Annotated in this window: 28 protein-coding genes; 12 read left to right on the top strand and 16 right to left on the bottom strand. The window is 71.1% G+C overall.

The window, feature by feature from the left end:
* Window positions 1-19: 19 nt before the first annotated feature.
* Both R2B38_RS39525 and R2B38_RS39520 read left to right on the top strand, forming a co-directional pair.
* Window positions 20-1,339, top strand: coding sequence for an alpha-glucosidase/alpha-galactosidase (locus R2B38_RS39525; RefSeq protein WP_318020610.1), 1,320 nt, complete (start codon window positions 20-22; stop codon window positions 1,337-1,339).
* Between the two features lie 299 nt (window positions 1,340-1,638).
* Entirely contained in the window at window positions 1,639-2,460 is an 822-nt protein-coding gene (locus R2B38_RS39520) for a hypothetical protein (protein ID WP_318020609.1), read from the top strand.
* Here R2B38_RS39520 and R2B38_RS39515 read toward each other — a convergent pair.
* Window positions 2,457-2,981, bottom strand: coding sequence for a flavoprotein (locus R2B38_RS39515; RefSeq protein WP_318020608.1), 525 nt, complete (start codon window positions 2,979-2,981; stop codon window positions 2,457-2,459). The two genes, R2B38_RS39520 and R2B38_RS39515, sit on opposite strands and share 4 nt — an antisense overlap.
* Before the next feature lie 9 nt (window positions 2,982-2,990).
* A complete protein-coding gene (locus R2B38_RS39510; RefSeq protein WP_318020607.1) occupies window positions 2,991-3,449 on the bottom strand; it encodes a nuclear transport factor 2 family protein in 459 nt (152 codons plus the stop codon).
* A 98-nt stretch (window positions 3,450-3,547) separates the two neighbouring features.
* Here R2B38_RS39510 and R2B38_RS39505 point away from each other — a divergent pair, with 98 nt between their 5' ends.
* A complete protein-coding gene (locus R2B38_RS39505) occupies window positions 3,548-4,105 on the top strand; it encodes a TetR/AcrR family transcriptional regulator (protein WP_318020606.1) in 558 nt (185 codons plus the stop codon).
* Window positions 4,106-4,107: 2 nt separating this feature from the next.
* On the opposite strand, the gene R2B38_RS39500 is transcribed toward R2B38_RS39505, so the two are convergent.
* The gene (locus R2B38_RS39500) at window positions 4,108-4,785 is read right to left on the bottom strand and encodes an FMN-dependent NADH-azoreductase (RefSeq protein WP_318020605.1); all 678 of its coding nucleotides are present in this window, start codon (window positions 4,783-4,785) and stop codon (window positions 4,108-4,110) included.
* Window positions 4,786-4,865: 80 nt separating this feature from the next.
* On the opposite strand from R2B38_RS39500, the gene R2B38_RS39495 reads away from it, so the two are divergent.
* Window positions 4,866-5,744 (top strand): sigma-70 family RNA polymerase sigma factor, encoded by an 879-nt coding sequence (locus R2B38_RS39495; protein WP_318020604.1) that lies wholly within the window; start codon window positions 4,866-4,868, stop codon window positions 5,742-5,744.
* A 190-nt stretch (window positions 5,745-5,934) separates the two neighbouring features.
* Here the strand turns inward: R2B38_RS39495 and R2B38_RS39490 are convergent, their stop codons facing one another.
* From R2B38_RS39490 to R2B38_RS39480, 3 genes are all read right to left on the bottom strand, one after another.
* Window positions 5,935-6,141 carry a ferredoxin gene (locus R2B38_RS39490; RefSeq protein ID WP_318020602.1) on the bottom strand — a complete coding sequence of 69 codons (207 nt, stop codon included), beginning with the start codon at window positions 6,139-6,141 and terminating at the stop codon, window positions 5,935-5,937.
* Window positions 6,142-6,154: 13 nt separating this feature from the next.
* The gene (locus tag R2B38_RS39485) at window positions 6,155-7,378 is read right to left on the bottom strand and encodes a cytochrome P450 (protein ID WP_318020601.1); all 1,224 of its coding nucleotides are present in this window, start codon (window positions 7,376-7,378) and stop codon (window positions 6,155-6,157) included.
* Window positions 7,379-7,540: 162 nt separating this feature from the next.
* Window positions 7,541-7,999: a nuclear transport factor 2 family protein gene (locus tag R2B38_RS39480; RefSeq protein ID WP_318020600.1), complete on the bottom strand. Its 459-nt coding sequence runs from the start codon at window positions 7,997-7,999 to the stop codon at window positions 7,541-7,543.
* A 197-nt stretch (window positions 8,000-8,196) separates the two neighbouring features.
* Between R2B38_RS39480 and R2B38_RS39475 the strand changes: the two genes are divergently transcribed.
* Window positions 8,197-8,646, top strand: a complete 450-nt coding sequence (locus R2B38_RS39475; RefSeq protein ID WP_318020599.1) for a nitroreductase family deazaflavin-dependent oxidoreductase — start codon at window positions 8,197-8,199, stop codon at window positions 8,644-8,646.
* A gap of 78 nt (window positions 8,647-8,724) precedes the next feature.
* Here R2B38_RS39475 and R2B38_RS39470 read toward each other — a convergent pair whose 3' ends face one another.
* Window positions 8,725-9,696 carry a cation diffusion facilitator family transporter gene (locus tag R2B38_RS39470; RefSeq protein ID WP_318020598.1) on the bottom strand — a complete coding sequence of 324 codons (972 nt, stop codon included), beginning with the start codon at window positions 9,694-9,696 and terminating at the stop codon, window positions 8,725-8,727.
* Between the two features lie 118 nt (window positions 9,697-9,814).
* Here R2B38_RS39470 and R2B38_RS39465 point away from each other — a divergent pair, with 118 nt between their 5' ends.
* Entirely contained in the window at window positions 9,815-10,117 is a 303-nt protein-coding gene (locus R2B38_RS39465) for a DUF4235 domain-containing protein (protein WP_033278893.1), read from the top strand.
* 27 nt (window positions 10,118-10,144) lie between these two features.
* Here R2B38_RS39465 and R2B38_RS39460 read toward each other — a convergent pair whose 3' ends face one another.
* The gene (locus tag R2B38_RS39460) at window positions 10,145-10,537 is read right to left on the bottom strand and encodes a VOC family protein (protein ID WP_033278894.1); all 393 of its coding nucleotides are present in this window, start codon (window positions 10,535-10,537) and stop codon (window positions 10,145-10,147) included.
* Between the two features lie 168 nt (window positions 10,538-10,705).
* On the opposite strand from R2B38_RS39460, the gene R2B38_RS39455 reads away from it, so the two are divergent.
* A complete protein-coding gene (locus R2B38_RS39455; protein WP_318020597.1) occupies window positions 10,706-12,157 on the top strand; it encodes a VCBS repeat-containing protein in 1,452 nt (483 codons plus the stop codon).
* Between the two features lie 9 nt (window positions 12,158-12,166).
* On the opposite strand, the gene R2B38_RS39450 is transcribed toward R2B38_RS39455, so the two are convergent.
* Both R2B38_RS39450 and R2B38_RS39445 read right to left on the bottom strand, forming a co-directional pair.
* Complete coding sequence (locus R2B38_RS39450) at window positions 12,167-12,631, bottom strand: pyridoxamine 5'-phosphate oxidase family protein (RefSeq protein WP_318020596.1); 465 nt, start codon at window positions 12,629-12,631, stop codon at window positions 12,167-12,169.
* Between the two features lie 16 nt (window positions 12,632-12,647).
* The gene (locus tag R2B38_RS39445; RefSeq protein WP_318020595.1) at window positions 12,648-13,367 is read right to left on the bottom strand and encodes a helix-turn-helix domain-containing protein; all 720 of its coding nucleotides are present in this window, start codon (window positions 13,365-13,367) and stop codon (window positions 12,648-12,650) included.
* A 133-nt stretch (window positions 13,368-13,500) separates the two neighbouring features.
* Between R2B38_RS39445 and R2B38_RS39440 the strand changes: the two genes are divergently transcribed.
* The 3 genes from R2B38_RS39440 to R2B38_RS39430 all read left to right on the top strand — a co-directional run bounded on the left by R2B38_RS39440 (window position 13,501) and on the right by R2B38_RS39430 (window position 17,834).
* The gene (locus R2B38_RS39440; protein WP_318020594.1) at window positions 13,501-14,991 is read left to right on the top strand and encodes an APC family permease; all 1,491 of its coding nucleotides are present in this window, start codon (window positions 13,501-13,503) and stop codon (window positions 14,989-14,991) included.
* Window positions 14,992-15,010: 19 nt separating this feature from the next.
* Window positions 15,011-16,642, top strand: coding sequence for an amidohydrolase (locus R2B38_RS39435; protein ID WP_318020593.1), 1,632 nt, complete (start codon window positions 15,011-15,013; stop codon window positions 16,640-16,642).
* 178 nt (window positions 16,643-16,820) lie between these two features.
* Window positions 16,821-17,834: a 7-epi-alpha-eudesmol synthase gene (locus R2B38_RS39430; protein ID WP_318020592.1), complete on the top strand. Its 1,014-nt coding sequence runs from the start codon at window positions 16,821-16,823 to the stop codon at window positions 17,832-17,834.
* A gap of 152 nt (window positions 17,835-17,986) precedes the next feature.
* Here R2B38_RS39430 and R2B38_RS39425 read toward each other — a convergent pair whose 3' ends face one another.
* From R2B38_RS39425 to R2B38_RS39405, 5 genes are read right to left on the bottom strand one after another with little or no spacing between them, the layout of a single operon-like run.
* The gene (locus tag R2B38_RS39425; RefSeq protein ID WP_318020591.1) at window positions 17,987-19,240 is read right to left on the bottom strand and encodes a cytochrome P450; all 1,254 of its coding nucleotides are present in this window, start codon (window positions 19,238-19,240) and stop codon (window positions 17,987-17,989) included.
* On the bottom strand, window positions 19,237-19,845 hold the full coding sequence (locus tag R2B38_RS39420; RefSeq protein WP_318020590.1) for a GTP-binding protein: 609 nt from the start codon (window positions 19,843-19,845) through the stop codon (window positions 19,237-19,239). The genes R2B38_RS39425 and R2B38_RS39420 overlap by 4 nt, the downstream gene beginning before the upstream one ends.
* Window positions 19,826-20,197: a DUF742 domain-containing protein gene (locus tag R2B38_RS39415; protein ID WP_318020589.1), complete on the bottom strand. Its 372-nt coding sequence runs from the start codon at window positions 20,195-20,197 to the stop codon at window positions 19,826-19,828. Before R2B38_RS39415 ends, R2B38_RS39420 begins: the two co-directional genes overlap by 20 nt.
* Entirely contained in the window at window positions 20,194-20,604 is a 411-nt protein-coding gene (locus R2B38_RS39410) for a roadblock/LC7 domain-containing protein (RefSeq protein WP_019057749.1), read from the bottom strand. The genes R2B38_RS39415 and R2B38_RS39410 overlap by 4 nt, the downstream gene beginning before the upstream one ends.
* Window positions 20,601-22,307 (bottom strand): ATP-binding protein, encoded by a 1,707-nt coding sequence (locus R2B38_RS39405; protein ID WP_318020588.1) that lies wholly within the window; start codon window positions 22,305-22,307, stop codon window positions 20,601-20,603. The genes R2B38_RS39410 and R2B38_RS39405 overlap by 4 nt, the downstream gene beginning before the upstream one ends.
* A 270-nt stretch (window positions 22,308-22,577) precedes the next feature.
* Here R2B38_RS39405 and R2B38_RS39400 point away from each other — a divergent pair, with 270 nt between their 5' ends.
* The gene (locus tag R2B38_RS39400; RefSeq protein WP_318020587.1) at window positions 22,578-22,940 is read left to right on the top strand and encodes a DUF1304 domain-containing protein; all 363 of its coding nucleotides are present in this window, start codon (window positions 22,578-22,580) and stop codon (window positions 22,938-22,940) included.
* Window positions 22,937-23,500, top strand: a complete 564-nt coding sequence (locus R2B38_RS39395; RefSeq protein WP_318020586.1) for a TetR/AcrR family transcriptional regulator — start codon at window positions 22,937-22,939, stop codon at window positions 23,498-23,500. Before R2B38_RS39400 ends, R2B38_RS39395 begins: the two co-directional genes overlap by 4 nt.
* Before the next feature lie 7 nt (window positions 23,501-23,507).
* Here R2B38_RS39395 and R2B38_RS39390 read toward each other — a convergent pair whose 3' ends face one another.
* Window positions 23,508-24,335, bottom strand: a complete 828-nt coding sequence (locus R2B38_RS39390; RefSeq protein ID WP_318020585.1) for a hypothetical protein — start codon at window positions 24,333-24,335, stop codon at window positions 23,508-23,510.
* Window positions 24,336-24,370 lie beyond the last annotated feature (35 nt).

The following is a 24,370-nucleotide window of genomic DNA, read 5'->3' as shown; positions in this document are numbered from 1 at the left end:
GTTCTCCGAAAGGACTTTGATGACAGACGGCAGCGCTGTGAAGGTGGCCTTCATCGGCGCCGGCAGTGTGGTGTTCACGCAGGGCCTGCTCGCCGACCTGTTCGCGTTCCCCGAACTCGCCCGCGCCCGGATCGCGTTGCACGACATCGACCCGGAACGGCTCGCCACGGCGGAGGGCGCGGCCCGGCACATCGCCCAAGTACGCGGCGCCAGGCCGGAGATCAGCGCACACCCCGACCGCCGATCGGCCCTCGCGGACGCCGACTTCGTCGTCAACATCGTCCAGGTCGGCATGAACGAGGCCACCCGCACGGACTTCGCGGTCCCGGCCCGCTACGGCCTGCGCCAGACGATCGCCGACACCCTCGGCATCGGCGGCATCTTCCGCGCGCTGCGCACCTTCCCGGTCCTGCGGTCACTCGCCGAGGACATGGCCGAACTCTGCCCGGACGCCCACCTGTTGAACTACACCAACCCGATGGCGATGAACCTCCTCTACCTGAGCCGCATCGCCCCCGCCCTCAAGGCGACGGGCCTGTGCCACTCGGTGTACTGGACGATGCACGACCTCTCCCAGCTCGTCGGCGTCCCCTTCGAGGAGGTCTCCTACCTGGCCGCGGGCGTCAACCACCAGGCGTGGGTACTGCGTTTCGAGCAGTCGGGGCAGGACCTCCACCCCCTCCTCGACGAGACGATCGCGAAGGACCCCGAACTCCTGCGCCGGGTCCGCGTCGACATGTACCGCCGCCTCGGCCACTACCCCACCGAGACCAGCGAGCACTCGGCCGAGTACGTGCCCTGGTATCTCCACCACGACAGCGAGATCGAGCGGCTACGGCTGCCGGTCGGCGCGTACCTGGAGATCATCGAGGAGAACACCGCGAGCTACGAACGCACCCGCGACGCCCTCGCCTCCGGCATCCCGCTCCCCGTCGAGGGCACGCTGGAGTACGCCCCGCAGATCATCCACAGCATCACCACCGGCACCCCGCGCACGATCTACGGCAACGTCCCCAACCGCGGCCTCATCGACAACCTCCCCGCCGACTCGGTCGTCGAAGTCCCGTGCCTGGTCGACGCGTTGGGCGTCCAGCCGACCCGGATCGGCGCCCTGCCCCCGCAGTGCGCGGCCCTCAACCGCGCCTACGTCTCCGTCACCGACCTGGTGGTGCGCGCGGCCACGGACGGCGACCCGCGCCACATCCGGCACGCGGCGATGGCCGACCCGGCGACGGCGGCGGCCCTGCCGGTCGAGCGGATCTGGGACCTGTGCGACGACCTCGTCGAGGCGCATGGAGAGCTGCTGCAGCCTGAGCTGCGGGTCCGTCTGGGGCACTGACGGGCGTCCGGGCGGTGCGTGACCACCCCCGGCCGCCGGGCGCGGGACCGGAACCAGGAGCGACGCGGCGTCGCATGACCGCCCCCGGCCGAGCAACAAGGGCCCGGAGCGGCGAGCGACGTCGCGCCGCTCACGCACGTCCGGCGTTGGTGTGACCCGGCCTCGCCCGCCCGGCGTGGGGCGACCGGGCGACGGCCGGGGTCCCGCATCCTCGGTGCGGGCGACCGGCACCCGGCCGGTCGTGGCCGTACGGGAGGAACGCGGTGCCGAGACGTTCGACCAGATTGAGGACTCTGCTGATGGGGGCGGCCGTGCTGCCGCTGGCCCTGGTGTCGCCCGCGTGGGGTGGCACGGACCCGGCACCGTCCCCGCCCGAGCCGCCGTCGACCCTGTGCGCGCCCGCGGGCACCCTGCACGGCGCGCACGGCCAGCATGCCGTCGTCAGCCTCTGCGCGGGCAGCGGCACCCCGACCATGGCGGTCTCGGCTCCCGCGACCTGCGGACAGCTCAGGTCGGCCGTCCGGTACACGTGCCGCACCTCGGGCACCTGGACCGCCGAGCGCGACGGCGGGACGGCCGCGTCCGGCACGCTGCCGGGGTCGGGCCAGTATCCGGGCCCGGGGACGTACGCCTTCACGGCCACCGTGCGCGTCCGCTCCGCGCCCGAGGGCGTGGACCTGCAGGGCACCGTCCGCGCCATGCTGACCCTGACCGCGCCGCGGCCGAAGGTCACCCACGGCATCGAGGTCGACCGGAGCACGCTGCGGCCCGACTCGGTGACCACGCTGACGTACACGGTCCACCGGCACAGCGACGAAGGCGACGGCAGCGCGCGGTTCGGGCTCATCGCGGAGGAGGGCACGGGCGCCGAGCTGACCACGTCCGACCCGCGCTGCGTCAATCCGCTGGTCGGCCGCCACCCGTCGCAGGACCGGCTCCCGCACGCCCTGGACTGCGCGCTCACCGATCTCCAGCCGGGCCACCCGGACACAGTGGTGGTCAAGGTCACCCTCAAGTCCCGTTGTTCCACGGTGGTTTCGAAGCTGGGGTACTGGATGCCGCAGGGGCAGGCGCTGTACACCGGGGGCATGCTGGCGGGACCGACCGTGACCTGCGGCTAGAGCAGCTCCAGCGCCCTCTCCCAGCCGAACTCCGTCCGCCCACCGCCCGGTTGGACCTCGCCGGAGTACGGGTCCCCGAACCGCACACCCATCCCGCGCAGCCGTATCAGGCTCTCCTGGTAGGCGGGGTGGGCCGCCAACGCGTCGGCCACGCAAGGGAGTACGACGATCGGGACGCCCAGCCCGTACGCCTCGCACAGGGTGCCGAGGGCGAGGGTGTCCGCCGTACCGGCCGCCCATTTGTTGATGGTGTTGAAGGTGGCGGGCGCGACGACCACGGCGTCCGGCGGCGGGAAGGGGCGCGGGTCGCCCGGCACCCGCCAGGCGGACCGGATGGGGCGGCCGGTCCGCTCCTCGACGGCTGGGATGTCGAAGAAGCCGGACGCGGCGACCGGGGTCGCGATCACCCCGACCTCCCAGCCCGACTCCTGCGCGGCGGCGATGAGTTGGCCGACGCCGGCGGCGATCCCGGCGGCGCAGACGACGACGTAGAGGAAGGGCTTCGAGTCCTGTTCGATCACCCGGGGAGCCTACTGAAGCGGGAACGAGCGCCCGCGCTCCTCCTCGGGCCGCGAGCCGAAGACACGGCGGTCCTTCTCCAGGATGGCCAGGTCGTTGATGCTCGCCTCGCGCCGGGTCATCAGGCCGTGCTCGTCGAACTCCCACAGCTCGTTGCCGTACGACCGCCACCACTGGCCGTCGGCGTCCCGGCACTCGTACTGGAAGCGGACGGCGATGCGGTTGCCGTCGAAGGCCCACAGGTCCTTGCGGAGCGCGTACTCCTGCTCGCGGGCCCACTTCGCGGTGAGGAACGCGACGATCTCGGCGCGGCCGGTGACGAAGGTGTCGCGGTTGCGCCAGACGGAGTCCTCCGAGTAGGCGAGCGCCACCCGCTGCGGGTCGCGCGTGTTCCAGGCGTCCTCGGCGGCCTGGACCTTCTGGGCGGCGGTCTCGCGGGTGAAGGGCGGGAGGGGAGGGCGGTCGGCCATGGTCGTCTCCAGAGCGGCGAGATGCGGAGAACGTGCGTTCTCCCGATGGCTGCTAACGTAGAGAACGCACGTTCTCAGGTCAAGGAGGGGTCGGTTCGATGGACAGCGAGGTCGCCCGGGAGCAGGCGCTGGACGCCGCCGAGAAGCTGTTCTACGGACGGGGGGTTCAGGCCGTCGGCATGGACGCCGTCCGCACCGCCTCCGGGCTCTCCCTCAAGCGGCTCTACCAACTCTTCCCCGCGAAGGAGGAGTTGGTGGAGGCGTACCTCGAACGGCGTGACCTGCGCTGGCGCGGACGCCTCGCCGAGCATGTCGCGCGGCACGATGATCCGCGGGAGCGGATTCCGGCCGTCTTCGACTGGCTGGAGGAGTGGTTCGGCGAGGCCGATTTCCGCGGGTGCGCGTGGATCAACTCGTACGGCGAACTGGGCGCGACCTCGGAGCGGGTGGTGGCCCAAGTCCGGGCGCACAAGCGGGCGTTCCGCGCGTACCTCGCCGGTCTCGTGGCGGACGCGGGGCTGCCCGACGCGCTCGCCGGGCAGGTGTTCCTGCTGGCCGAGGGTGCCATGGTCACGGCGGGCATCACCGGGAGCACGGAACCGGCGGTGGAGGCGCGCGAGGCGGCCCTGGCGCTGATGCGGGCGCGGGCCAACTGACTTCAGGCGGCGGCGAGTTCCGCGAGTGTGGCGCGGGCCCGGGCCAGGGAAGTCGCCGCAATGCCTTCCAGACCGGCCAGTTGAGGCAGGACATCGACCCGGGTCAGCTCGGCGGCGACGAGGTGGAGGTTCTCCGGCGGGACGCCCAGGTTGCCGAAGTAGGACCGCAGGTAAGGCATTTGGAAGTCGAAGTGTTCGCGCGGGGTGCCGGGTCCGTAACCGCCGCCGCGTGCCATGACCGCGACCACACGGATGTGCCGCAGGAGGCTCTCGCCGGTGTCCGGGTCGGTGAGTGCGCCAGGGAAGGTGACGCGGTCGATCCATGCCTTGAGGGTCGCGGGCACGGAGAAGTTGTACATGGGGACACCGAGCAACAGCGTGTCGGCGGCGAGGAGTTCGGTGATCAGCGGCAGGGTCAGCTCCCACTCGTGCCGCTCGGCGGCGGTCTCGATCAGCGCGGGGACCTTGGCGGGCGGGACGAATCCCTCGCGTTCCACGCGGCGGCCGAGGGTGGTGTAGGCGGGGGTGATCGGCGGCACCGGCGCGGCGGACAGGTCGCGGCGGCGGCGGTCCGCCGTGCTGCCGTGGCGGGTGCGCCAGGCCCGCGCGAAGGTCTCGGTGAGTTGCCTGGTCACGGAGTCGGCGGTCGTGTCGGCGCTGGAGTCGATGTGCAGCAGCATGGGGTGGTCACCTCGGTCGGTCCGTGTACGTCTTCGTGTACGTCGGACTGGTGACGGAGCACGGCGAGGAAAGGTGACCCATGCGGGGGCACGACGAGTTGGCGGAGCGGTTCGAGGAGCGGCGCGGGCGGCTGCGGGCGGTCGCGTACCGGATGCTGGGGTCGCTCGGCGAGGCGGACGACGCGGTGCAGGAGGCTTGGCTCCGGCTCAGCCGTACGGGCGGCGACGGCGTCGACAACCTCACCGCCTGGCTGACGACGGTCGTCTCCCGCGTCTGCCTGGACATGCTCCGCTCACGCGCGTCCCGACGGGAGGATCCCTACGGCGACGACCTGCCGGAGCGAAGCGCCGACGACCTGCCCGAGGACGAGGCTGTACTCGCCGACTCGGTGGGGCTCGCGCTGCTGGTGGTGCTGGACGCGCTGGGTCCGGCGGAGCGGGTCGCGTTCGTGCTGCACGACCTGTTCGCGGTGCCGTTCGACCGCGTCGCCGCGGTCCTGGACCGGTCCCGACCCGCCGCGAAGAAGCTCGCCAGCCGGGCCCGGCACAAGGTGCGGGGCACGCCGGTGGTGCCGGGCGCCGAACTCGACCGGCACCGGGAGGTCGTCGAGGCGTTCCTGTCCGCCGCGCGGGGCGGTGACCTCGGCGCGCTCCTCGACGTCCTCGCCCCCGATGTCGTCCGGCACGCGGACCCCGCCGTGCTGCCGCCCGGCGTTCCGGCCGAGCTGCGCGGGGCCCGGGCGGTCGCGGAGGGGACGGTGCTGCTGCGGCACCGGACGCGGTTCGCGGCCGTCGCCCTCGTCGACGGGGACGTGGGGATCGTGGTCGCGCCGGGGGGACGGTTGGTGCTGGCACTCCGGGTGAGGGTCGAGGGTGGGCGGGTCGCCGCGTATGAGGTGGTCGCGGGGCGGGAGGGGTTGCGGGGAGTCGAGGTGGGGGTGCTTGGGGTGGTGGGCTGAGGGGGGCGGGTTGGAGGGGTGGCGGCTTCGCGGCAGGAGGGGGACGGCTCGGCGAGCCGGCCGGCTCCTGCCACGAACCGCCCAGCCGGCCGGCCGCCTCCCGCTGACGAACCGCTCAGCCCAGCCGGCCCCCACCGCACTCAAGACCAGCTCAGCCCGACGGGCCCGCCGCCCTCCACGGAGTACCCGCTCAGCCCACCGCCTTGTCCGACACCGTGATCGCGCTCACCGGGCAGGCCCGTGCCGCCTCCTTGAGCATCGGGTCGTCGGTGTCCTCCTTGCCCGGCAGCACCGTGCTGTAGCCGTCGTCGTCCTGGGTGAAGACATTCGGGGCGGCCAGGGCGCACTGGCCCGCGCCGATGCAGATGTCCTTGTCGATGTGGATTTCGGTGTGCATGGAGCGCAGCCTCTTACCAGGTCACGGGGAGTTCCAGCATCCCCTGGATCGTGTCGCCGGGTTTGAAGGGGATCTCCTCCGCGGGGACGGCCAGGCTCAGCGTGGGCAGCCGCTCGAAGAGGCTGCGCAGGGCGATCTCCAGTTCGGCACGGGCGAGGTTCTGGCCGAGGCACTGGTGGATGCCGAAGCCGAACGAGACGTGATGGCGGGTGGGCCGGTGCCAGTCCAGGGTGTCCGGGGCGGTGTAGACGTCCTCGTCGCGGTTGATGACCGCGGCCGAGAAGATCACGCCCTCGCCGGCCCGGATCGTCGTGCCCTCCACGTCGATGTCCACGAGGGCCTGCCGCACCAGCCCGTCCACGATGGACAGGGACCGCATCAGCTCCTCGACCGCGTCGGGCAACAGGCCTGGATCGTCCCGGAGTTCGGCGAGCCGCTCGGGGTGGAGCAGCAGCGTGAAGGTGCCCAGGGAGATCATGTTGGCGGTCGTCTCGTGGCCCGCGACGAGGAGGATGATCGCGAGGGAGATCAACTCGTCGCGGTCCAGCGCCCCTTCGCTCAGCTGGTCCCGGACGAGGTCGTCCAGCACCCCCTCGCCCGGACTCTCCTGCTTGCGGTCGATCAACTCGCCCAGATACGCCTCCAGTTGATCGCGGGCGTCCTGACTGTCCTCGGGCTTCGGGCCGCGCAGCAGGCGCCGGGACTGGGCCTCGAAGAACTCGTGGTCGGCGTACGGGACGCCGAGCAGCGCGCAGATCACCATCGAGGGGACGGGCAGCGCGAACGCGGACACCAGGTCGGCGGTCGGACCCGCGGCGATCATCGTGTCGAGCAGTTCGTCGACGATCCGCTGGATGTCGGGCCGCATCGCCGTGGCGCGCTTGACGGTGAAGGCGGGGATCATCATCCGCCGCTTGACGCGGTGCTTGGGGTCGTTCTCGCCGAGCAGGGCGACCTTGCGGTTGCGGACCGCGGCGAACCGTTCGTTGATCGCGGGAAAGTCGGGCCGGCTGCGGTCGGAGGACAGCCGCTGGTCGGCGAGCAGTGCGCGGGCGGCGGTGTGCCCGGTGACGAGCCATGCCGGGCGGCCGTCGTAGAGCGTGATCCGGGTCAGGGGGCGGGCGCCGCGGAGGGGGTCGTAGCCGGCGGGCGGGTGGTAGGGGCAGGTGCGGTCCTGCGGGAAGGAGACGGGTTCGGGCTGGTCGGTCAGATCCGTCAGTTCCGTCAGATCCGTCATGGAAGACCTCGCAGACGAAGAGTGCGTCTTGCCGATCTTCATTAGATGCCCGAGGCACCTATAAGGCCACCTGAAGTTCGGCCAGATCGGTGGTACCTACAATCTGGCCGAACCTGATGACCCCGGCCGACTAGGCGATCACGGCCACGGGGTGGGCGAACGTCACCCTCCCGCGACCGGAGTCCCGCAGTCCGCCGGGGCGAAGGCCCGGGTCACGGCGAGGCTGTCCTCGTACACGTGATGACGGACGATCACGCCGTCCCGGACGGTGAGATGAAGAGCGAACCTGGCGTGATACGGCCGTCCGGTGGGCCTGGCGGTCAGCCGGATCTCGCCGAGAACCACCGCGTCCTCGCCGTCGACCAGGACGCGCTCGATCTCGGTGCCCACGTGTCCCGGCACATGGTGCGCGGCGAGCTCCCGGAAGTGGTCGGCGGCGTCGGCGCGGGTGGCGCGGTGCCGGATCCACGGGGTGGCGGGGCTGCCGTGCGCGTCCTCGGGCCAGTCGAGCCTCCAGTCGACGTGCTCGGCGTACAACTCGGCGACGCGCTCGGGCTCGGCGTGGCCGATCCGGTGCAGGAGGTCTGCTACGACGGTGCGCGTGGTCGGGGTCGTGGACATCGGGCGCTCTCCTTCGGCCGGTGATCGTGTGGGGTGCCGACTGTGCCGGAGAGAGTGTTCCGGTGCGATTACCTCCGAGGTAGTCACCCGGTGGAGGGGGCGTGGCCGAAGAGAGTCGCGGTATGGATGAATCACGCACCGGCTGGTGTTGAATCTGGGTGCGAGACAGCCGTAAAACGCGAGATGGGACGAATGCCATGCCTCTTGAGGGCGAGTACGAACCCAGCCCGGCGCAGTGGGTACGCGACCAGGTCGAGCTGTACGAGAGCTCGGGCGGTACCAAGGGGACGACGTTGAAGGACACCGGTCTGCCCGTCATCCTGCTGACGACGGTGGGCGCCAAGAGCGGGAAGCTCCGCAAGACCCCGCTGATGCGTGTCGAGCACGACGGGACTTACGCCGTCGTCGCCTCGCAGGGCGGCGCGCCGACACATCCGGTGTGGTACTTCAACGTCCAGGCCGACCCGCACGTCGAGCTTCAGGACGGACCGCGGAAGTGGGACCTGACCGCCCGCGAGGTCACCGGCGACGAGAAGGCCGCGTGGTGGGAGCGGGCGGTCGCCGCGTACCCCCCGTACGCCGAGTACCAGACGAAGACGGACCGCCAGATCCCCGTGTTCGTCCTCGAACCGGCCGCCGGGAGCTGAGTACCAGAGTCTGACCGGCCCGGAGAGATTTTCTTGTTTCCGGGGCGCATGAACCGGTGACCGTCGGGCATCCGACGTTCAGGCCCCGCCGCGCTCCCCCGTCGCGGCGGGGCTTTTCCGTGCTTCCTCGGCCGGCCGGTCGGTGATGTCCAGGAAGATCTCGCCGGCCTCGGACACGGCCTCGCCGAGCGACCGCTTGATGCGCACGGAGACCTCCTCGACCCGCTCGCTGTCCATCCCGGGGACCAGGTCGATCCGGGCGGCGACCATCGTCGAGTCGAGCCCCATCCGCATCGTGAACAGCGCCTCGACGCTGTCGATCTCGGGCTCGGCCGCCAGCAACTCGCGGATCCTGTCGCTCAGTTCGGGGTCGACGGCCTCACCGATGAGCTGGTCCCGGGCGTCACGGCCGAGGCGGTAGGCGACGTAGCCGAGCAGCACTCCGATCGCGATCGACGCGGACGCCTCCCACACCACCTGGCCGGTGATCATGTGCAGCGCCATGCCGACGATGGCGAGGGTCACGCCGACCACGGCCGTGCCGTCCTCCGCGACGACGGTCCGCAGCGCGGGGTCGCGCAGCGCGTCCATGCCACCGCCCTGGGCGCGCACCTGGTGCAGGGCCCGCAGCAGGGAGATCCCCTCCACGACCAGGGCGACGGCGAGCACGACCAGGCCCACGATGTAGCCGGTGGACGTCTCCTCGGCTCCGTTGCGCAGTGCCTCGACGCCCTGGAACACGGAGAAGCAGGCGCCCATGACGAAGATCCCGACGGCCGCGAGCAGCGACCAGAAGAACCGCTCCTTGCCGTAGCCGAAGGGGTGCCGCTGGTCGGCGGGGCGGCGGCTGCGGCGCAGGGCCGCGAGGAGGAAGACCTCGTTGAGGCTGTCGGCCACGGAGTGCGCGGCCTCGGAAAGCAGCGCGGGCGAGCCCGCGACCAGCCCGCCGACGGCCTTGGCGGCCGCGATCACCAGGTTGGCGGCGAGGGCTACGAGGACGGTGACGCGGGTCTTCCGGTCGGATTCGTGGTCGGCAGCTGTGTCGCTCATCTACGCCGACTGCCCCTGAAGGTGCTGCTCACACCCTCTACCGGAGGACCGGTTTCGATGACACCGTCGGGATGCCGACCGTCCCGACCCGTCAGCTCGTGCGCAGAAGGAGATCCCCGTGGCCAAGATCAAGAAGAAGAAACTCCCCCTCCTCTACCAGCCCGTCGGCCTCGTCCTGGGTCTGGTGAGCGGCGCCCTCGCCGGCCGTGCCTTCCGCGCCACGTGGAAGGCGATACGGCACGAGGACAACGCTCCCGACCCGCTGGACCGGGACCGCGGCTGGGCCGAGATCCTGATCGCCGCCGCGCTCCAGGGCGCCCTCTTCGCGGTGGCGCGCAGCGCGGCGGACCGCACCGGCGCGAAGGCCATCGAACGCTCGACCGGGGTCTGGCCGGCGAAGGACAAGGGCGGCCGGGAGTAAGGCGGTTGGGGCCGGGAGTGAGGCCGCTCAGACCTGGTCGGTGGCCGTCGGCGGTACCGGGCGGAGGGTGAAGGAGTGGCCGGCCGGGTCCGCGTACACGCGCTCCTCGTGCGGGCCCGGCATGTCCTTGGTCTCCAGCGGACGGCCGCCGAGTCCGATGATCCTGCGCTCGGCCTCGTCCATGTCCTCCACCAGGAAGTCCAGGTGGACCTGTTGGTTGTTCTCGGAGCGGGGCCAGCTCGGCGGGGTGGCGCTGAGGTCCCGGCGGAACGCCAGCCGGGTCCCGTCCGCACCCCTGATCTCCACCTGGTCCAGGGTGATGTCCGTCTGCTCGCCGTCCAGCAACTCCGTGTAGAACACGGCGAGTTTCTCCGGCTCGACCGCGTCGAGCACCACGAAGCTAGCGTTGACCAATGCCATGTGTCCTCCGAAGACTGGGGCGGGCAAGGGTCGAGTCCGGTTGCCTCGCCCCCAACGGATATCCCCGTTCCGCGAGTTGATGCCGAAGTCCGGAGTCGATCGACGAACGTGCAACAACCGCACGGCTTCCCTGGTTCGGGTGGGACGGGGGATGTAAGAGTGAGACGGGTGAAGCCCCGTATCGCCGTAGTGACCCTCGCCGTCTGCACCGCGCTCGCTCCGCTCAGCGGATGCGGCAGCGGTACCGGCGCCCATGAATCGACCCCGTCGTCCGGAGAACCGACGACGGCCGCCGCGAGCCGAACTCCCGCTCCCGGCAAGGGTTCCAAGGACCCCGACGACATCAACGGCGACGGTCACCGCGACCTCGTGGTGCCGATCGTCGTCGGCGAGGGCGCGACCGACGAACGGGTCGGTGTGGTCTACGGATCGGCCAAGGGCCTCGACCCGTCGACGCGCACGGTCTACGGCCGCGCCGACCTGGGCCTGCCCGAACCCGGCAGGCAACTCCTCGCCCCCAAGGGCTCGTTGTCCGCCGCCGACCTCACCACCGCCGACTTGGACGGCGACGGCTTCCCGGACTTCGTCACCACCGTCCAGGGCGCGATGACGTCGGACGGCAACGTCACCGCCCCGCGCACCCTCCCGTACACAGCGTGGGGCGGCCCGGGCGGACCGACGGGGAAGACCTCCGCCACACCGCTCCAACTCCCGCAGAGCGCGACGAAGTTGGGCGTCCGGTCCGTGGTGCGCGGCGACTTCGACGGCGACGGGCACCACGACCTCGCCGGGTTCGCGTACAACCAATCGTCCCTGGTGGTGATGTACGGCCCGTTCACCCGCTCGGGCTCCCCCGCCCGCACCGACACGAGCCTCCCCTGGGCGGACGGCGACCTCACCGCCGACGCCGTCGCCCCGACCGGCACGCCCCGCGCGACCTCGCTCCTGATGCACGCGGTGAGCGACGGCGAGCAGTCCGGCAACACGCTCTACACCGCCCACCGGGGTTCCCGACTGTCCTCCACCGGACGCCAGTTGAGGAGCGGCAACGCCCACGCGTTCGGCGACTTCGACGGCGACGGACAGCGCGATGTAGCCGTGGGCGACGACGGCAGCCGCAACGACGAGCCCGGCTACGAGACCGAGCCGGCCGACGTCGACGGTTCGCTCGCCGTCTATCCCGGCGCCGGCGGCGCACCGGTGACGTACCGGCTCCCCAAGGCACCGAAGTCCGCGCGCACCCAGTACGGGCCCGGTGGTTACGTGTCCGCCGACCCGGACGGGGACGGCCGCGACGGCATCCTCGTCGCCACGTACGAGGGCGCGACGCTCATCGACGGGACCCGGCGGACCACGGTCCTGCGCCACGGACCGGCCGCGGACGACGACAGGAAGATCCCGGCGAAGTGGCGGCACGCCCGGCCCGCGGGGGCCGCCGACTTCGACGGTGACGGCAAGGACGAACTGGTCCTGAACTGGGGTGCGGACGCGAGGTTCGGCACCTACGGCGAACGCGCCACGCGCTGGTGGATCACCGAGGGCACGACGACCGCGAACAAGGCGACGTTCACGACGACGGCCTTCGCCCCGCGCGCCTCGAAGACCCCGAGCTCCTCATAGCAACCGGGCTCAGTCCGCCACCAGCCACTCCCCGTCCCGCATCAGGTCCCGTCCCTTGAGCTCATTGGCCTCCCGCCAGGCCTGCACGCGCTGCGGGTGGATCCTGAAGTACAGGTAGGGCGTGGTGAGTTGGCGCGGATCGAAGCCGGTCTTCGAGGCGAAGATCTCTGCGTCCTCCTCGGGCAGGTCGTCCGGCGTCAGCATCACCACCGTGCCCTCGATCATCACGACGTCCCGGGTCGGCCCGACGCCGAGCCGGGCGACGCCGGTCGAGACGAGGTTGCGGCCGGTGGGACTCGCGGCCGGGGTGGCGAACAGCAGGGTCGTGCCGTCCCACACGAACGACAGCGGAACGAGATAGGGCGCTCCCCCGTCCTCGCCGGCCGTGGCGACCCAGGCGTCCTCATCGTGCTCCAGCCGACGGAGCGTGTCCTGCTTGCGCTGCTTCGCGGTGCGCGCGGGCTCATGAGTCATGACCCCAGTCTGCCGCTCAGCCCTCCGCCGCCGCACGGATCTCGGCGAGCCGCGCCGCCGCCGCGCCTAGCAGCAGATCCAGCGCGGCCGGGTAGGAACTGTGCCGCATGGTGGCGACAAGATGCCGGGCCGTCGCCGCGATGTGCGGATGCGTGTCGGCGGGCAGCCGCGCGTACGTCGCCTGCCATACGGCCGCCTCCGCCTCGCGGGCGGACTTCGGCATCGCCGTGTTGGCGGAGTCGAGGGCACCGAAGGCGAGGGCCTGGTCGACGTAGGCGTGATAGATCCGCACCGCCTCGACATCGGGGAACCCGGCCCCGCGCAGCACCCCGAGGATCGCCTCCACGGCCTGGATCTCGTACACCCGCCCGGTCACCCGGTACGCGCTGAGCACCGCCGCCCTCGGATGCGCGAGCGCGCCCGCGTGCATGCGCAGCCCCAGTTCCCGCAGGTCGGCCCGCCAGTCGCCGCTGGGCCGCCAGGTGCGCAGCGTCCGCCCGATCAGCTCGTCCGCGACGGCCAGCATCAGGTCGTCGGTGTGCCGGAAGTACCGGTACAGGGAGCTGGGATCGGCGCCGAGAGCGCGCCCGAGCCGCCGCACGGACAGGGCATCGGCCCCATGCTCCTCGATCAGCCTCAGCGCAGTCTCGACGATCAGCTCCTCGGACAGGACGACGCCCTGTTTGGTGGGGCGCCTGCGCTGCCGGGCGGCGGCCGGGACGACACGCTCGCTCATTCGGCACCTCCTCGATGGTCCGTCCGGGTGCTCGCACCTTACGACAACACCGTTGACCTGTTAAGTGCGCGGGCAGTTTCATGTGCGTTCACCGGGGCCGTCCGGGCCCCCCGGTGCGAGCGGAGAGCACGCCATGAACGACACGCCACCCCCGTCGGGGCCCGCACTGCGCAAGTCCCTCGGTCTGCTGGACGGCGTCGCCATCGCCGCGTCCAGCACGGCCGCGACCACCAGCATCGGCATCGGTCTGGGTGTGACGGCCGGGGTGGTCGGGCTGCATCTGCCGGCCATCATGCTGCTCGCGTTCCTGCCGATCCTGGGTATCGCGGGCGCCTACTCCCGGCTGAACAAGGTGGAGCCGAACGCGGGCAACGGCTATGTGTGGGTGGGCCGTTCACTCACTCCCTGGCTGGGCTTCCTGGTCGGCTGGGTGAACATCGTCGCCACGATCGCCTTCCTCGCGTACACCACGGCGGTCACCGGCTCGGCGATGATCCAGCTGGCCGGAGAGGCCGGAGTCCACCACGCAGCCGGCCTCACCCTCGACCCGGGCTCGACGGCCCAGACCACAGCCGTGGGCATCGTGATCCTGATCGCCGTCACCCTCACCGCCGTCACCGGCGTCCGCACCGCCGCCCGCCTCCAGACCGGACTGCTGATCTTCGAGTACGTCGTCCTGCTCGGCTTCTGCGGCTACGGCATCGTCACCGGCCCGCACGCCTTCAGCCTGAGCTGGTTCGACCCGTTCGCGATCCCCTCGGCGTCCGCGCTCGCACAGGGCCTGCTGCTGTCGGTGTTCTGCTACTGGGGATTCGAGGCCGCGTTCACCGTGAACGAGGAGGTCCGCGACCCACGCGACGCGTCCCGGGCCGGACTGATCACCCTGGTGACGATGCTGGGCCTGTTCCTGCTCGGCTCGATCGCCTTCCAACGGGTGCTGTCCCAGGACGAGTTGGCGGGCCACGGCGCCCAGGGCCTGGCGTACTTCGGCGACCGCCTCGCCTCCCAGCCGCTGGCCGCACTCCCCCTGGTAGCGCTGATGTTCTCAGCGGTCGCCTCCCTCCAGGCGGGCGTGATCCCCACGGCCCGAGGCATGTTCGCGATGAGCCGCGACCGCACCCTCGGCCCGGTCTGGGGCAAGGTCAGCGCCCGCTACGGCACTCCGGCCCTCGGCACCCTCCTGATCGGCGCGCTGGCGACGGCGGTCGCGGCACTGGCCCTGGTGATCCCCCGCCTGGCCGACATGATCATGGCCACGGTGAACGCGGTGGGAATCGTCGTAGCGCTCTCCTACGCCCTGACCGCACTGGCCGCAGCCGTCCGCTTCCGTTCGCTCCTCCAGGAGGACTGGCGGCAGGGCATACGCGCGGTCGTCCTGCCCACGCTGAGCGCCATCTCCCTTCTGGCACTGGGCGGTTACCTCGGCTGGTCCTTCTACACCTCCACCGATCACCTCGAAGTCAGCGCGGACAACGGCTGGTTCCTGCTGCTCACCCCGCTGGCGATGATCGCGTCCGGATTCCTGGCCGCCGCGTGGGCCAAGTGGGTGCGCAGATCGCCGTACTTCCACTCCGGCCGAGGCACCGACGCCGACGCGCCGCAGCTTCTCGCCACCTCCCGATAACCCCGCAAGGATACGAACCATGCACGCAGACCTCCTCTTCACCAACGGCCCTGTCCTCACCCCCGAGGGCCGCACCGCGACCGCCGTGGCCGTCACCGGCGACCGGATCACCGCCGTGGGCCGTGCCGAGGTGCACGAGCTCGCCGGGCCGCACACCCAAGTCGTCGATCTGGCGGGGCGGTTGCTGCTGCCCGGGTTCCAGGACGCGCATGTGCATCCGGTGCCGGCGGGGCTGGAGCTGACCCAGTGCGATCTGACGCGGGCCAAGACGGCCAAGGACACGATCGCCGCCGTACGGGCCTACGCCGACGCGCATCCCGAGCGGGAGTGGATCACCGGGGGCGGGTGGTCGATGGAGGCGTTCGAGGGGGGTACGCCGACGAAGGAGCTGCTGGACTCGGCGGTACCGGACCGCCCGGTGTATCTGCCCAACCGGGACCATCACGGCGCCTGGGTGAACAGCCGGGCCCTCCAACTCGCGGGCATCACCAGGGACATGCCCGACCCGGTGGACGGCCGGATCGAGCGGGACGCGTCGGGCGAACCGGCCGGGACGCTCCAGGAAGGCGCGCTGCAACTGGTCGGCCGCCTCACACCACCCGCCACCCAGGCCGACCGCCTCGCCGCACTGCTGCACGCCCAACGGCACCTCCACGCGCTCGGCATCACGGCCTGGCAGGACGCGCTGGTCGGGGAGTTCCTGGGGATGGACGACCCGTCGGACGCGTATCTCGCGGCCGCCCGGGACGGCTCGCTCACCGCACGGGTCGTGGGCGCGCTGTGGTGGGACCGGGAGCGCGGCGCCGAGCAGATCCCCGAACTCGTCGAGCGGCGGGCCCGGTTGAGCCACGGCCGGTTCCGCGCGAGCAGCGTGAAGCTGATGCTGGACGGGGTCGCCGAGACCGGCACGGCCGCGCTGCTCGACCCGTACCTCGACAAGTGCGGCTGCGCGACGGCCAATCGGGGCACCAGCTTCATCGACCCGGACCAACTGCCCAAGTACGTGACGGAGTTGGACGCGCTCGGCTTCCAGTGCCACTTCCACGCGCTGGGCGACCGGGCCGTACGAGATGCTCTGGACGCGGTCGAGGCGGCGCGGGCCGCGAACGGGTCGAGCGACACCCGACCGCACCTCGCGCACCTCCAGGTGGTGCACCCGGACGACGTGGCGCGCTTCGCACACCTCGGCGCGGTGGCGAACATCCAACCGCTCTGGGCCGCGCACGAACCGCAGATGGACGAGCTGACGATTCCGTTCCTCGGGCCCGGGCGGGCCTTGTGGCAGTACCCGTTCGGGGCGCTGCTGCGTTCCGGAGCCACCCTGGCAGCGGGCAGCGACTGGCCGGTGAGCAGCCCCGACCCGCTCCAGGGCATCCATGTCGCGGTGAACCGGGTCGAACCCGGCGGCGCGGGACCGGTGTTCCTGCCAGGCGAGCGCCTCGACCTGGCGACGGCCATCACGGCGTACACCGCGGGTTCGGCGTACGCGAACCACCTGGACGACACAGGCCGAATCGCGGCAGGGGCGCTGGCGGATCTGGTGGTCCTGGACCGCGACCCGTTCGCCGCTCCGCCGGAGGAGATCGCGGAGACGCAGGTAGCGCTTACTTATGTGGGAGGGACGGGAGTCTACGCAGCCCAGGAGGCGTGAACAGTAACGGGGATCACGATCGCGGCGCGGCGTAGATCATCTAGGCTCTGGGCAGCCTCGTAACCGCTGGTGTGACCAACTTTCGTACCACACAGCGCAGTTCGAGGGTGCGGGCGGTCGAACGGACCGTCCGCTCGCGGTGGGGGGACTCAGTGTTCCGTCTCCCGAAAGGAAGCGCATGCCTCAGGACGTCACCTTCGACCTCCCCTTCGACACTCCCGTCAGCGAGCACCTGGAGTACGCCCGTGCCCGCCATCTGCGCTGGATCTGGGACATGGGCCTGGTGCGCAGCCAGGCCGGGTTCGAGGAGTACCGGTCGTGGGATCTCCCGCAGGCCGCGGCCCGCACCTATCCGCACGCGTCGGCCGCGGACATGGTCGTCCTGATGAACTGGTTCTCGCTGGCGTTCCTCTTCGACGACCAGTTCGACGCGGGTCGGCCCGACCGTGCCGACCGAATACTGGAAGTGGCACGGGAGTTGATCGTCACGCCGTTGCGTCCGGCGGGCAGCAGGCCCCGCGTGGTCTGCCCGATCACGGTGGCCTGGGCACAGGTGTGGGACAGTCTCTCGGATGGCATGTCCCTGACCTGGCGGACCCGGTTCGCCGCGTCCTGGGGCCGGTTCCTGGTGGCGCACTGCGAGGAGGTCGACCTGGCGGCCCGGGGCATCGCGGGCACGCTGGACCTCGACGAATACACGGAGTTCCGCCGCCGTACGGTCGGCATCCACCACAGCATCGACGCCGGCGAACGCAGCCGGGGCTTCGAGGTGCCGGCTCAGGTCCAGGCCCACCCGCTGATGGAACGCATGCGTGACCTCGCCGCCGACACCATCGGCTTCATGAACGACATCCACTCCTTCGAACGCGAACGCCGCCGGGGCGACGGCCACAACCTGATAGCCGTCCTCCACCGCGACCGCGGCCTGTCCTGGGAAGCGGCGGCGGACGAGGCGTACCGCATGACGAACGCCCGCCTCACCGAGTACCTCGACCTGGAAGCCCAAGTCCCCCAGATGTGCGACGAGTTGGCCCTGAACGAGGACGAACGCCGCCGCGTCCACCAGGGCGTGGAGGCCATCCAGCACTGGATCAACGGCAACTACGAGTGGGCACTGGTGTCGGGCAGGTACACGGCAGCCAAGGAAGGCCCAGCGGTGAAGGGTTCGGTGGACGACCTGCTGGCAGTGTGAGACAGGGGCGAGCTGCCCGGCCAGGGCTCTTGTCGGCCGTCTGATCCGAGGGGCGCGCTGCCTGCCAAGGGCTAGGGCAGCGCGCCCGTCTGTTAGGGGCGCGGGGAACTGCGCGACCAGCCCCCACGCACCCGCAGACGATGCGCTACCGGCTACACCGCGAACTCAACCGGCAGCCGGTCCAATCGAGACTCCCACGTGGACGCCGTAGAAGTCAGCTCCTCCACAGCCACCCCCAACCGCAACCCCGGCAACCGATGCAGCAACACATCGACGCCGACCTCAAGAATCGCCTGCCCGATACTCTGCCCCGGACACTCGTGCGGCCCCGAACTGAACGCCAGATGCGAATGGTTCCCCTGCACAGAAACCCCCGCATCGGGCCGAACCTCCGGATCACCGTTCCCCGCAGCGAGCCCCAGGACGAGCAGATCCCCCTCCTCGATCCGATGCCCCCCGAGCTCAAGATCCGCCGTGGCGAACCGCCCCGGCAGAACGGCCAACGGCGGGGTGTCCCACATGACTTCCTCGACGACCGCCGAGACGGTCAACTGCCCGCTCACCAGCCCGGACAGCCGAGACGCATCCGTGAGAATCCGCTGCAACACCCGAGCCAACAGATTGCTGGTAGTGGTGTGCGCGGCGATCAGCACCAGCCGCAGATGCATGACGACCTCTTCCGCATCGAGCCCCGCCGGATGCTGAAGAAGCGCGGTGGTGAAGTCTGAACCCGGCTCGGCCCGCTTGCGCTCGGCGAGTTCACCAAGGATCTCGATGATGCGGTCGTTGTGCAGCAGGGCGTCCTCCCCACCCTTGAGGACCTGCGCACTGGACTCGACAAGCCGATTCCCGTCCCCCGCAGGAAGCCCCAGGATCCGGGTGAGGACGAGCATCGGCAGATACTCGGCGTAATCCGCCACCAGATCGGCCCGGCCGGCATCCGCGAACGCGTCGATCTGCTTGTTGGCGAAGTACGTCGCGTGCCGCCGGACACCCCGCCCGGCCGCGGCCAACAGCCCGTCGGTCACCGCGCCCCGCAGCCGGCGGTGCGGCTCCCCGTCCTGGGAGACACAGTCCGGCCGCCACCCCACCATCGGCATGATCGGCGAGGTCTCCGCGACCCGCCCCTCCCGCCAGTCCCGCCAGATCCGCGCGTCCCGGGAGAACTGCCGGGGACTGTCCAGCACCCGCCGGTTGTCGCGGTACCCGAGCACGAGCCAGGCGGGCACGTCCCCTTCGAGCAACACCGGTGCCACAGAACCGTGTTGCTCGCGCAGCCGCTCGTAGATGCCACGCGGATCGGTCGCCGCGTCCGGCCCGTACAGCCGGGTGAGGTCCTCACCCGGGCCGTGAGCGACTGGGCAGCCCCTCGGAGCATCGGGGCCGTTTAACGTCTGGTCGGTCATCGGGGCTCCAGTGCGACGACGGCCGAGCGGTCCTTCAAGTGCCGTATCAGCGCGACCAGCACGTCACGGCTGGAGTGGCGGTCGCGGGCGTCGCAGGCCACGACGGGGATGTCCGGGGAGATGTCCAGGGCGTCCCGGATCTCGTCGACCGGATGCTCCGGGGAGTCGGGGAAGACGTTCAACGCGATGACGAACGGGACGTCCTGCCGCTCCATCTCCTCGATGGCCCGGAAACTGGAGGCGAGGCGGCGGGTGTCGACGAGGACCACCGCGCCGAGCGCGCCCTTGAAAAGACCGTTCCACAGGAACCAGAACCGCTCCTGGCCCGGCGTCCCGAACAGGTAGAGGACCAGCTCGTCGTTGAGGTGGATCTTGCCGAAGTCGAGGCTGACGGTGGTCTCCGTCTTGTCGGCCACCCCGATGAGGTGGTCGTCGCCGGCGCTGGCCTCGGTGAGGGTCTCCTCGGTGGTGAGCGGCTTGATGTCGCTGACCGAGCGGACCATCGTGGTCTTCCCGGTGCCGAAACCGCCGGCGATCATCACCTTCACCGAGCGAGTCCCGTCACCGGTCGGGGAGCCGGGATGGTCAAAGCCTTTGAAGTCCACTGAGTACCTCCTCAAGGAGCGCGAGGTCGGGCCCGCGGCCGGCGTCGTGCGCCGGGATGGGGTCACGGGCTTCGACGCGGTCTGCCTCCAGCAGATCCGCCAGCAGCACCGCGAGAATGTTGAAGGGCAGTCCGAGGTGGGCGCCGAGTTCGGCCACCGACAGCGGCTCGCGGCAGCGCCGGAGGATCTCCTCGTGCTCGTGCTGCATGCCCGGCACGGGTGCGGCGCGGGAGACGATGAGGGTCGCCACGTCGAGGCTCGACGCCGAACCGCCCGGTCCGCTGCGCCCCCCGGTGAGGACGTAGTAACGCTCCAGACCGGAGGGGTCGATGGGCCGGCGGGGAGCACTCATCCAGAGTGCTCCTCCAGGCGCGCGGTGGTGCCGAGGAGTTCACCCATCCTGCGGGCCAGGTCCCGCATCTGGTGTCCGAGCAGGCCCTGGTCGAGGCCCTCCCGGGCCAGTACGCCGAGATACGTCTCCACACCCGCCCGGACGACGAAGAGGTGGCCGCCGTCGACCTCGATCATCGCCAGCCGCAACTGCCCCGCGTACTTGGGGAATTGCTCCGCGACCGGCTGGGCCAGCGCCTGCAGGCCGGCCACCACGGCCGCGAAGCGGTCCACGTCGTCGGGGTCCTCCGCGCCGAACGACGTGATCGCCTTGCCGTCGCTGGAGGCCACGAGGGCGAAGCGGATCTCCGGGATGCTCTCCACCAGATCGCGGAGCGCCCAGCTCACGTCGGTTCCCTGTTGCGTCATGTGGACTCGTCGCTCTCTTCAGTGCTGTGCTCGGTGAACTCGCGGCCTGCGGACGCCGGTTCCTCCCCCGGCGCCTCCCGTCCGGCCGTGGCGAAGGCCGCCAGGCCGGTGAAGGAGGCGTCGGGCGGTACGGCGGAGACAGCCATCTCCCCGGTCCGCCCGGCCGGTTGGGGCCGCGCCGTCTCGCCGCGCTTGCTACGGCGCCTGGGCAGCCCGCCGGGTGTGGTGTCCGCAGCCTCGGTGGTCTCGGCCGGGGTCCCGTCGTCCGGGACACGTGTCAGCGCGGCTTTCGCGGCGGCCTGGAACGAGGGGGTGCCGGTGACGGCGGACGCGGGCAGCCGGCTGAAGTACTTGTGCGGGACCACGACGACGACCGAGGTGCCGAGCCAGGGCGAGTCCGCGAAGGTGACGCGGATGCCGTAGCGGCGGGCGAGGGTGCCGACGACGCGGAGGCCGATGCTGGCGTCCTCGGAGACTCCGCCGAGTCCGGGGCCCGCGCCGGTGCCGGCGAGGGCGTGCTCGGCCTCGCGCTTGGACTCCTCGCTCAGGCCCTTGCCGGAGTCCTGGATCTCGATGCCGACGCCGTTGGGCACCTCCTTGCCGGAGACGATGACCGGCTCGGTGGGCGGCGAGTAGCGGGCCGCGTTGTCCAGGAGGTGGGCGAAGATCAGCGTGAGGTGGTCCACCAGCCCGCCGTCGACGCCGAGTTCGGGCAGCTGGCGTACGTCGACGCGGTGGAAGTCCTTGATCCGGCCGATGCCGCCGCGCACCACGCTGAGCAGGCGCTGCGGTTCCTGCCACTGCCGGCCGGGCCGGTCCGAGCCGCCGAGCACACCGACGCTCGCGGCGAGACAGTCGGCGGGGCCGATCTCCTGGTCCAGCTCCATCAGACCGCTGGCGACGGCGGGCAACCGCCCGTGCTCGCCCTGGAGTTCGTGCAGTCGGCCGCGCAGCTTGCTGGTCAGGACGTGGATGCGGTTGCCGATGCTGATGACGGCCTGCTCGGCGGAGGTGGAGCGGTTGAACTCCTCCTCGACGCCGATGAGCGAGGTCCGCAGCACCTTGCGCAGTTCGGCCTGGAGCTCGGCGCTGACCTTCGCGCACTGGTTCGCGGCCGGCAGCAGGTCGTCGATGGCGTCACCGGCACGCAACTGCGCGAGCGCCTCGGGGAGTTGCTCGTCGGCGAGGCGGGCCACGGCGGCGAGCTGGTGGGCCAGCTGCTCCTGCCAGACCTCGGCCTGGTCGGCGAGCTGCGCCTCGTAGGACGCGGCCTGCTGGGTCAGCCGCTCCTCGAACGCCCGTGCCTGCTCGGCGAGTTGGGCCTCATAGGCGCCGGAGGTGTCGGCGAGCCGGGTCTCGTAGACACCGGCGTGTTCGGTCAGCTGCGCCTCCAGCGTGGCGCGTTCGGTACTGAACTTCCGCTCCAGGCCCGCCACATGCTGCTGCCACTGCTGGGAGTGCTCGGCCTGCGCGGTGCGGAAACCGCTTTCGGAACGGCACAGTCGAGCCTGGCTCCGGACGAGCAGTCGTACGCACACGGCACTGGCCACCGTGGCCGCCGCTCCGGCCGCGGTCGCGGCTATTCGCTCCGGACTCATGAACGTGGCGGCGACGGTCCCGCCCCCCAAGGCCAGCGGCATCAGCCACCAGCCGTACCAGGCGACAGGTGCCCGCGCCGCCGGTGGCGGAGTGGCGAGTTCCATCTGCATCCTTCGAAGCGACACGAACGTACAGGGGGGTGCGAGGACAGACCGCACTCAGGAGGACGCACCACGAGCCGACCGGTCACGATCACGTCAACTCGCTGCGCCGCAGGGGAGCTTATCGGGTTTGAACGGTAAAAGATCAACCTCGAGGTGGTGCGGAAGTGAGGGTTCCGTCACGCTCCGAGAAGTCTGAACATGGACAGGTGTCCAGTTATAGTAGACACCCGCCCAAGAAGGCGATCCAAGAGGACGAGGAGTCGATCGATCATGGAAACGCTCGCGAACGTGCTGGTCGGACTGGTGGCCGCGCTGCATCTGTACATCCTGGTGCTCGAAATGTTCCTGTGGGAGAAGAAGCCCGGGCGCGGTCTGCACGGCTTCGACCCCGAGATGGCCAGAGCCACCGCACCGCTCGCCGCCAACCAGGGCCTGTACAACGGCTTCCTCGCCGCGGGTCTGGTCTGGGGCCTGATCGCCGCCGACCCGACCGGCTTCCGCGCCCAGGTCTTCTTCCTCAGCTGCGTCGTGATCGCGGGCGTCTACGGCACGGTGACGGCGAACCGGCGCATCCTGTTCGCCCAGGCGCTCCCCGGCGCGGTGGCCCTGGCCGCCGTGCTGATCGCCCGGTGAACCGCGCCGAGCCCGAGGACCGGCGGGCCGCCCGCACCCGGGCACGGCTGCGCCAGGCCCTCCTCGACGAGTGCGCCGAACACCCCCTGGAAGAGGTCGGCGTCGCCGCCCTGGCACGCCGGGCGGGGGTCGGCCGGGCAACCTTCTACGTCCACTACGACGGCCTGGAAGCGCTTGCCGTCGACGCCTGCGCGGACGTCGTACGGGAGGCCGTGGAGGCACTGCACGCGTGGCGCGGCCGGCCCGACCCGGTGCACGCGCCGCCCGCGCTGCCGGAGTTCTTCGCGGGCCTGCTTCCCCACGCGGCCCTGTACCGCGCCCTGTTGAGCCCGGGCGGCGGCGGTCCGCTCGGCCGGGTGCTGCACCGGGACCTGCGCGCCTACAGCCTCCGCGAGCGCGAACTCGCGGGCGCGGCGGACGCCCCGCTGGTCGCCTCGGCCGTCGCCGGGACCTTCGGCGGGGTCCTCGCGGACTGGCTGCACGGGGAGTTGGAGGGCACGCCGGAGGAAATCGCCGACCAGGTATGGCAGTTGCTGGTCGCGCTGCACATGAGCAGGTGACGGGCACTCAGAGGCAGCCTTCGCCCTTCTTGACCGCGGGCCACGCCTCCACACCGTCCGGCGTGCGCACGTACGCCTTCGAAGCGTCGGCCGTGAGCCACAACTGCCAGTCCTGGTACCGGTATCCGGTGTCGCGGGCACTCGCCGGCATCCGGACGTCACCGTCGTAGGGGGCGGTGAGCATCTGGGGCGGGAGCACCCCGTCCGGATCGCGGGCGTACAGCCTGCCCTTCTCGCCGTCGCCGGTCTGCAGGAAGTGCGCCTTCTGCCAGTCGCAGTGCGCGGCGCCGACCGAACTGCTCACCACCGTGGTCGCCACCCGCTTGCCGTCCCTGTCGGTCCAGATCTCGTAGCCGTGCGCTGTGGTGAAGCTCGCCGGGAGTTCGGCCGGGTCGCAGGAGGCGCTGGTCTCCGGGCCCCAACCCGGCCTGTTCTTACGGTCCTTGGCGACGATGACGGCTACCTTCGTCCGGCCGCCGACGTCGTAGGAGAACAGGACGCGACCGTCCGCCTCGCGCTCGACGCGATAGCCCGTGCGCGGCACGTCCGGCTGCTCGATGTCGAAGTACGTCCGCAGGCCGCCCTCGGGTGTTTTCCCGCCGTCGCCCTTGCTCCATGTCTCGGCGCCGCCGCCCGCGTACATGGCGCCGTCGCACTCCAACGCCCGCCCTGCGGCGCCCGATTCGTCGGACGCGGTGGCCGGTACGTACAGCGGTCCGGCGTAGGGCGTGGCCGGCGGGGTGCCCGCGACCACGACGTCCTTCCCGTCCTCGGTGCCGCATCCCACCGCCGTCACGGCCACCAGCACGGCGAGCCCTGCGAGTCCTCTGCGCATGCCTTACCCCCTCGCGTCTTGTTCCTACGACGCGC

Origin of the sequence: Streptomyces sp. N50 (assembly GCF_033335955.1) — a bacterium.
GTDB lineage: Bacteria > Actinomycetota > Actinomycetes > Streptomycetales > Streptomycetaceae > Streptomyces.
Note: the sequence above shows the minus strand (reverse complement) of the source record. Positions and strands in the feature narration are given on the sequence as shown.